The 7,751-nt window shown below is 67.6% G+C and carries 5 protein-coding genes and 1 tRNA gene; 2 read left to right on the top strand and 4 right to left on the bottom strand.

The features are described from left to right. Positions 1–40: 40 nt before the first annotated feature. The gene (gene ligD, locus ACXJKR_RS18395; protein WP_056198689.1) at positions 41–2,557 is read left to right on the top strand and encodes a DNA ligase D; all 2,517 of its coding nucleotides are present in this window, start codon (positions 41–43) and stop codon (positions 2,555–2,557) included. On the opposite strand, the gene ACXJKR_RS18390 is transcribed toward ligD, so the two are convergent. Continuing rightward, the gene (locus ACXJKR_RS18390; protein WP_056198686.1) at positions 2,544–4,439 is read right to left on the bottom strand and encodes an AAA family ATPase; all 1,896 of its coding nucleotides are present in this window, start codon (positions 4,437–4,439) and stop codon (positions 2,544–2,546) included. The genes ligD and ACXJKR_RS18390 overlap by 14 nt on opposite strands. A 182-nt stretch (positions 4,440–4,621) precedes the next feature. After that, positions 4,622–4,697: transfer RNA gene (locus ACXJKR_RS18385), tRNA-Thr, on the bottom strand. Positions 4,698–4,815: 118 nt separating this feature from the next. On the opposite strand from ACXJKR_RS18385, the gene ACXJKR_RS18380 reads away from it, so the two are divergent. After that, complete coding sequence (locus ACXJKR_RS18380) at positions 4,816–5,592, top strand: alpha/beta hydrolase (RefSeq protein ID WP_056198683.1); 777 nt, start codon at positions 4,816–4,818, stop codon at positions 5,590–5,592. Positions 5,593–5,611: 19 nt separating this feature from the next. Here ACXJKR_RS18380 and ACXJKR_RS18375 read toward each other — a convergent pair whose 3' ends face one another. Both ACXJKR_RS18375 and ACXJKR_RS18370 read right to left on the bottom strand, forming a co-directional pair. Further along, the gene (locus ACXJKR_RS18375; protein WP_457324045.1) at positions 5,612–6,622 is read right to left on the bottom strand and encodes a class 1 fructose-bisphosphatase; all 1,011 of its coding nucleotides are present in this window, start codon (positions 6,620–6,622) and stop codon (positions 5,612–5,614) included. Positions 6,623–6,625: 3 nt separating this feature from the next. After that, on the bottom strand, positions 6,626–7,751 hold a 1,126-nt coding region (locus ACXJKR_RS18370), incomplete at its 5' end, for a DUF3458 domain-containing protein (RefSeq protein ID WP_457324044.1).

Genomic DNA, 7,751 nt, shown 5'->3' with positions numbered 1-7,751 from the left:
GCCCCCAAACGGCTGCGGGCGCGCAAGTAGCGCCTGACCCATGAGCAAGCCCCGCCCCGCCACCGCCGAGGCGCCATTGGCGCGCTACAACGCCAAGCGCGATTTCAGCGGCACCGCCGAGCCCAAGGGGAGGCTGGGGCGCCGCAAGTCCAAGGCCTTGGGCTTCGTCATCCAGAAGCACTGGGCCTCGCACCTGCACTACGACTTCAGGCTCGAACTGGACGGCGTCATGGTCAGCTGGGCCGTGCCCAAGGGGCCGAGTTTCGACCCCGCGAAGAAGCAAATGGCCATCCATGTCGAGGACCACCCGGTCAGCTACAACAGCTTCGAGGGCGAGATTCCCAAGGGGCATTACGGCGCCGGCACCGTCATCATCTGGGACCGCGGCAGCTGGACGCCGGTCGGCGACCCGCGCGAGGGCCTGGCCAAGGGCAAGCTGATCTTCGAATTGCATGGCGAGAAGCTGGCCGGGCTGTGGGAGCTGGTGCGCATCTCCAAGCCGGGCGAGAAGAAGCAGGACCAGTGGATCCTGTTCAAGAAGCGCGGCGATGCCTGGGCGCGGCCGACGGCCGAATACGACGTCATCAGCGCCTTGCCGGACAGCGTCGTGGAAAAACCCCTGGGCCCCGTGGAGGAGCGTGAACCGCGGGTGCGCGCACAGCCGCAGACGGCCGGCCCCGATCTGTCCCGCGCAAGGAAGGCGCCGTTCCCGAAGACGCTCGAGCTGCAGCTGGCAACGCTGATTGCCGCTGCGCCCGCAGACGGCGACTGGGTGATAGAGAACAAGTTCGACGGCTATCGCATGGGCGTGCGCATCAGCAAGGGCAAGGTCGCGCTGATCACGCGCAATGGCAATGACTGGACCGCGAAGCTGGCGCCGCTTGTCGATGAACTCGAGAAGCTCGGCATCGATCAGGCCTGGCTGGACGGTGAGATCGTCGTGTTGAACGAGCATGGCGTGCCGGACTTCAACCGGCTGCAGAACGCCATCGACAACGCGCGCACGCAGGACATCGCCATGTTCCTGTTCGACCTGCCCTTCCTCGGCGACACCGACCTGCGCGAAGTGCCGCTGCGCAGCCGGCGCGCGGTGCTCAAAGAGCTGCTCGAAGGCCGCACCTCGGCCCGCGTGCGCTTCAGCGATGAGCTGCCGGCGGCGCCGTCGCAAGTGCTCGCCGCGGCCTGCCAGCTGGGCCTGGAAGGCGTGATGCTGAAGAAGGCCGACTCGCCCTATGTCTCCCGGCGCAGTGACAGCTGGCTCAAGCTGAAATGCCAGCGCCGCCAGGAATTCGTCGTCATCGGCTTCACCGACCGCACGAACTCGCCCCAGGAAGTCGGAGCCCTGATGCTGGGCTATCACCAGGACGGCAAGTTGCGCTCGGCCGGCTCGGTCGGCACCGGCTGGGCCTCGGCGCAGGGGCGCGAGCTGCACCGGCAGTTGAGCAAGCTGCAGACGAAGACGCCGGCCATAGCCCCGGCGGCCGTCGAGCCGGGCCGCTGGTCGCGCCGCGCCCGGGGTAGCGAGCGCTGGGTGCGGCCGGAGATGGTGGTGGAAGTGGCCTTCGGCGAGTGGACGCCCGATGGCCATATCCGGCATGCGAGATTCGTTGGTGTGCGCGCCGACAAGGCGCCCAAGGCGATCCAGCGCGAGCAGGCCGCGGCGGTACGGCCTTCGCCCAGGACGAGCGTCAAGATCAGCCACCCCGACCGGGTCATCGACACCTCGACCGGGCTGCGCAAGATCGACCTGGTGCACTACTACGAGAGCGTCGCGGACCGCATCCTGCCGCACCTGAAGAACCGCCCCGTCTCCCTGGTGCGTGCACCGCAGGGCATCAGCGGGCAGCTGTTCTTCCAGAAGCATTCGGACAAGGAGATCCCGGGCATCACGACCCTCGATCCGGCGCTGTGGCCGGAACACGAGGCGCTGATGTCCGTCGACAGCGTCGAAGGGCTCATCAACGCCGCCCAGCTCAATGTCGTCGAGTTCCACACCTGGAACTCCAAGGTCGGGCGCATCGACCTACCGGACCGGATCGTGTTCGACCTGGACCCGGGCGAGGGCGTCAGCTGGGCGCATCTGCAGGAGGCGGCCGCCCTCACGCACACCATGCTCGAGGAGCTGGGCCTGAAGGCGTGGCTCAAGACCAGCGGTGGCAAGGGCCTGCATGTGGTGGTGCCGCTGGCGCCCAAGCTGGACTACGACACCGTCAAGGATTTCTCGCAGGCCGTCGTGGCCCACATGGCCGAGACCCTCCCGCAGCGCTTCGTCGCCAAGAGCGGCGGCAAGAATCGCGTTGGCAAGATCTTCATCGACTACCTGAGGAACGGGCACAGCCAGACGACGGCGACGGCGTTCTCTGCGCGGGCCCGGCCGGGATTGGGCGTCTCCATGCCCGTCAGCTGGGAGCAGCTCGGCTCACTGAAGAGCGGCGCGCAGTGGACCATCACGACGGCGCGCGAGTACCTGTCCTTCGAGAAGGAGGACCCGTGGCGCGACTACGCCAAGTCGCGGCAGACGCTGGCCACGGCGAGAAAGCGGCTCAAGCTGCCGTAGGCTCGCCCGCCAGCACGCGCTTCAGCGGTGCGCCGCTGACGGTCTCCTGCCCGAGCAGCAACTCGGTCAATGCGTCCAGGCGGTCACGCTTGTCCTCCAGCACGCTGCGGCATTCGGCCTGGGCACTCTCGAGCAGGGCGCGGGCCTCGTCCAGCAGCGACTTCTGTACGTCGGGGCCGATGAGTTCCTTCGGCACGCCGGCCATGCTGAGCAAGCCGAAGGTCTTGCCAAAGCCCATGGAGCCGATCATGTTGGTGGCGAGCTCGGACGCGCGCTTGAGGTCGTCGGCCGCGCCGGAGGAGGTGTTGCCGAAGGCGATCAGCTCGGCCTCGCGGCCCGCCAGCATCATCGCCAGGCGGGAGCGCAGCTCGCGTTCGCCGTACAGCGGCTCCTCGTGGGTGCGGGTCACATAGGTCACGCCCAGGGCCGGGCCGCGCGGCTCGATGCTGACGCGCTCGACACTGCCGGCCTCCAGCACATGGGCCACCAGCGCATGGCCGGATTCATGGAAGGCGATGCGGCGCAGCGTCTCGGGCGTGATGATGTCCTTGCTGTTGCTCACCTCGCCGCCGAGCTGGTGCGTCTCCAGCGACTGGTAGACGCGCTCCTCGCTGACATGGGCTTCACCCGCTTCAGCGGCGTAGGCGGCGGCGCGGTTCACGCAGTTGGCGATGTCCGCCGGCGACATGCCGGCCGCGGTGCGGGCGATCGATGGCAGGTCCATGCCCGTCGATGCCTTGATCTGGCCCAGGTAAAGGTCGAACAGCTGCTGGCGCTCGGGCACCGTGGGCATGGCCGTGCGCACGATGAGGTCGAAGCGGCCAGGCCGGCGCATGGCCTCGTCGATGTTGTCTATGTGGTTGGTGGCRCCGACGATGACGACATTCTCCAGCGAGGAGAAGCCGTCCATCTCCACCAGCAGGCGGTTGATGATGCGGTTCTGCTCCTGCTCGCCGCCGCCCCCGCCGGCTTCCTTGCCGTTGCTGCGCCGGCCGATGCCGTCGATCTCGTCGATGAAGACGATGCAGGGCGCTGCGTCGCGGGCCTTCTTGAAGAGCTCCTTCACCTTGCCGATACCGGCGCCATAGAACATGGAGCTGAAGTAAGAGCCGTCGACGCTGATGAAGCTGGCGCCGCATTCGCCGGCCAGGGCCTTGGCCAGCAGCGTCTTGCCGGTGCCCGGCGGGCCGTCAAGCAGCACGCCGCGCGGCGCCTTGGCGCCCACGGCGGCGTATTGCTTGGGATCCTTCATGAAGGCTGCGACGCGTCGCAACGCCTTCTTGGCCTCTTCGGCGCCGATGACGTCGTCGAAGCGGGTCTTGGGCTTGTCGGCCAGGCGCGTACGCTGGCTCAAGGGGCCGCGCAGCTGCAGATAGACCAGCGGGCCGGCGATCAGCAGCATGACGAGCAGCGGCGCCAGCGCGCTCCCGGCCCGCTCCAGGGACTGGAACAGGCGCTGGCCGCCGGTACGCGCGTCGACGTCGATGTCGGTCAGCGCAAAGCCTTGGGCCACGCTGAGTTCGCCCAGGCGTGAGCCGATCTCGTTCTTGCAGCCCAGGCCGCAGTCGATGAGCCGCGTGCTGAATTGATGGCCGGCGCGGTCGGTGTAGAGCACCAGGCCGCCGCTGACACCGACGGCCGCAACGTCCTTGGCCTGCAGGGCGCGCTCGAACTCGGAAGCTTCACGCGGGTGGGCCAGCCATTGTTCGGGCGAGCGCTCGAAGCTGAGGGCGGTGGCGTTCTTGCGGGCCTGCACCTCGCTGGTCGTGCGCTCGTGCAAGGTCGACAGGCCGAACAAGGCCAGCAGCGCCGTGACGACGATGGCGGCAATGATGAGTTTCTGACGCAAGCCCGGCGTGGGGGTGTTGCTGGCGCTGTCCATGGTGTGCGGGCGACTTCGGGAACTGCAATCCATGCAGACTAACGGCCCGGTGCCTGCGCCGCGCGTGCGTTATCGAGGTTGGGCTGAGGTCGTTTGCAACAGCTGTTCCAAGTGCGGAAAACTGCCCAGAACGCAAAAAGGGCCTGATCGCGAGATCAGGCCCTTGGTGCTTCTTCTTGTTCTGGTGCCGGCAAGAGGAGTCGAACCCCCGACCTTCGCATTACGAATGCGCTGCTCTACCAACTGAGCTATGCCGGCCTCACGCTCAACCGATGGTCATTCCCCAGCGGCCAGCGAAGCCCGAGATCATAGCGCAACTGCATTGAGCCGCCAAGATCGGCTTGCTTTTCGGGCGTCAGGACGCAAACTCCGGCGCATGAAAAAGATCAGGAATCTGCTGCTGGGGGCGTGGATGCTGGGTGCCACGGCGCTGACCCAGGCCGAGGATGGGCGCTTCGACGTCGCCACCCGCGAGGGCGTTGTCACGCCGGTGTTCTGGCAGGCTGCCGAAGCGGCGCGGGCGACGGTGTTGCTGTTTCCCGGTGGCAGCGGCGGCTTCGGGCGCATCGAAGCGGGCCGGCCAACGAGCCGCAATTTCCTGGTCCGCTCCGCAGGGGAGTTCGCCGCGCGCGGCTACAACGTCGCCATCTTCGGCAAGCCGAGCGACACGCCCGATCTGGGCTACAGCGAGCGCATCTCGGACGCCCACATGACCGACATCCGCGAAGTGCTGAAGGCCGTCAGGCAGAAGTCGCCATTGCCGGTCTGGTTGGTCGGCACCAGTCGTGGAACGGTGTCGGCCACGGCGGCGGCCATCCGATTGCAGGGGGAGATCGCCGGCCTGGTGTTGACGTCCAGCATCGTCGCCTGGGACAAGCCGGGCGCCGTGCCGCGCCAGGAGTTGTCGGCCATCCGCGTGCCGGTGCTGGTGCTGCACCACGCCAAGGACCAGTGCCGGCAGACTCTGCCTCATGACGTGGGCTACATCCCGCGCGGGCTGACGGCTGCGCCAGTGAAGAAGCTGGTCGTGGTCGACGGCGGCGCCGACCCGACGGGCGACGCCTGCGAGGCCCTCCACTGGCACGGCTTCATCGGCATGGAGGCCGAGGCCGTCCAGCTCATCACAGGCTGGATGGACCGGCCTATGCCATAGACGCTTCTTGGTACGCTTCTCAGGACGCGTCGAGATGATAGGCGGCGATACGCTCGACCTCGTTCTTGGAGCCCAGGGCCACGGCCACGCGTTCGTGCAGCTTGGTCGGCTTCAGGTCCATGATGCGTTCACTGCCGGTGGTGGCCACGCCGCCGGCCTGCTCGACGAGGAAGGCCATCGGGTTGGCCTCGTACAGCAGGCGCAATTTGCCGGGCTTGTCGGGCTCGCGCTGGTCCCAGGGGTACATGAAGACGCCGCCGCGGGTCATGATGCGGTGCACGTCGGCCACCATGCTGGCGACCCAGCGCATGTTGAAGTCCTTGCCACGAGGCCCTGTGGAGCCGGCCAGGCATTCGTCGATGTAGCGGCGCACCGGCGGCGCCCAGTGGCGCAGGTTGGACATKTTGATCGCGAATTCCTTGGTGTCTTCGGGAATCCTGACCTGGTCCTGCGTCAGCACCCAGGAGCCGGTCTCGCGGTCCAGCGTGAAGACAGCCACGCCGTCACCCACCGTCAGCACCAGCATGCTCTGCGGTCCGTAGACGCAGTAGCCGGCCGCCGCCTGCTGCTTGCCGGGCTGCAGGAAGTCTTCTTCGCTGACGCCACGCGAATGGCCCACCTTGCGCAGCACGCTGAAGATGGTGCCGATGGACACGTTGACGTCGATGTTGCTGGAGCCGTCCAGCGGGTCGAACAGCAGCAGGTATTCACCCTGGGGGTAGCGGTTGGGCACGACGTAGATGCCGTCCATCTCCTCGCTGGCCATGGCCGCGAGGTGGCCGCCCCATTCATTGGCCTCGATCAGCACCTCGTTGGCGATGATGTCGAGCTTCTTCTGCACCTCGCCCTGCACGTTCTCGCTGCCGGCGGTGCCCAGCACGTCGCCCAGCGCCCCCTTGTTGACGGCGATGGCGATGCGCTTGCAGGCGCGGGCGACGACCTCGATCAAGAGGCGCAGTTCCTGCGGGATGTGGCCGTGCTCGCGCTGCTGCTCGACGAGGTATTGGGTCAGGCTGGTTTGACGAGACATCGATCAGCCTCCCGAGGCCAGCGCGCGTTCGACGATCTCGCGCACGTCGCTCGACAGATCAGGCTTGGCGGCAACGCGCGCGACGGCCTCGCGGGCGGCGCTGCGGTAGGGCTCGGCCAGCACGGCCCAGCGGTCCATCGCGCGGGCGAGGCGGCTGGCGAGCTGCGGGTTGATGGTGTCGATGGCGAGCACCTGCTCGGCCCAGAACACATAGCCGGCCGCGTCGGCGCGGTGGAAGGCGGCCGGGTTGAACATGTACAGCGAGGCCAACAGGCTGCGCGCGCGGTTCGGGTTCTTGAGTGTGAAGTCGGCATGCTTGGTCAGCGCCTTGGCACGCGCGAACACACGGCCATCGGCCTCGGGCGCGCGCGCCTGGAGCGAGAACCACTTGTCGACCACCAGCGCATCGTCCTTGAACAGCGCGTGGAAGCGCTGCAGGGCCGGTGCGGCCAGTTCGGCGTTGGCGTTCACCAGGGCGGCCAGCGCGCCGAGACGCTCGGTCATGTTGGACGCGTCCTTGAAGCGCTGGTAGGCCTTGCCCGGCCAGACGGTGTCGCCCGTGGCCTGCGCATCCAGCACGAGCATGGACAGGGCCAGGTTGGCCAGCGCCCGCTTGCCGGACGAGACCGGGTCGGGCGTGTAGCCACCGCTGATCTGGTTGGCCTCGAAGGCCGCGGCCCAGTCGTCGCGCAGGGCGGCGGCGAGCTGGGTTTGCGCGGCCATGACGGCAGCGTGGATGGCCTGTGGGTCGACGACGTCGAGCTGCTCGGCGATATAGGCCTCGCCAGGCAGGGTCAGGGCCAGTTCCTTGAAGGCCGGGTCCAACTCGGGATGGTTGAGCAGGACCCGCATCGCGTCGATGAAGACGGGGCTCAGCACCAGCGGCTGGCCCGCGCGCAGCGAATGCAGGATGCGGTTCAGCGCCAGGCGCTGGCCGGCTTCCCAGCGGTTGAAAGGGTCGCTGTCGTGGCGCATCAGCACGATCAGGCCGGCGTCGGACAGGCCGTCCTCCAGCACCACCGGCGCCGAGAAGCCGCGCATCAGCGAGGGCACGGGCTCGCTGTCGATGTTCTCGAAGATGAAGGTCTGCTCGGCCTGGTCCAGTACCACCACGCCCTCGGTGTCGCCC

The sequence above is a fragment of the Roseateles sp. P5_E11 genome, assembly GCF_054049355.1.
The sequence above is the reverse complement of the archived record's forward strand: the minus strand, read 5'-3'. Positions and strand labels throughout refer to the sequence as shown.

Excerpts from the sequence above, each read along its gene's own strand:
- ligD (WP_056198689.1), top strand. The coding sequence starts at position 41 with ATGAGCAAGCCCCGCCCCGCCACCGCCGAGGCGCCATTGGCGCGCTAC.
- ACXJKR_RS18380 (WP_056198683.1), top strand. The coding sequence starts at position 4,816 with ATGAAAAAGATCAGGAATCTGCTGCTGGGGGCGTGGATGCTGGGTGCC.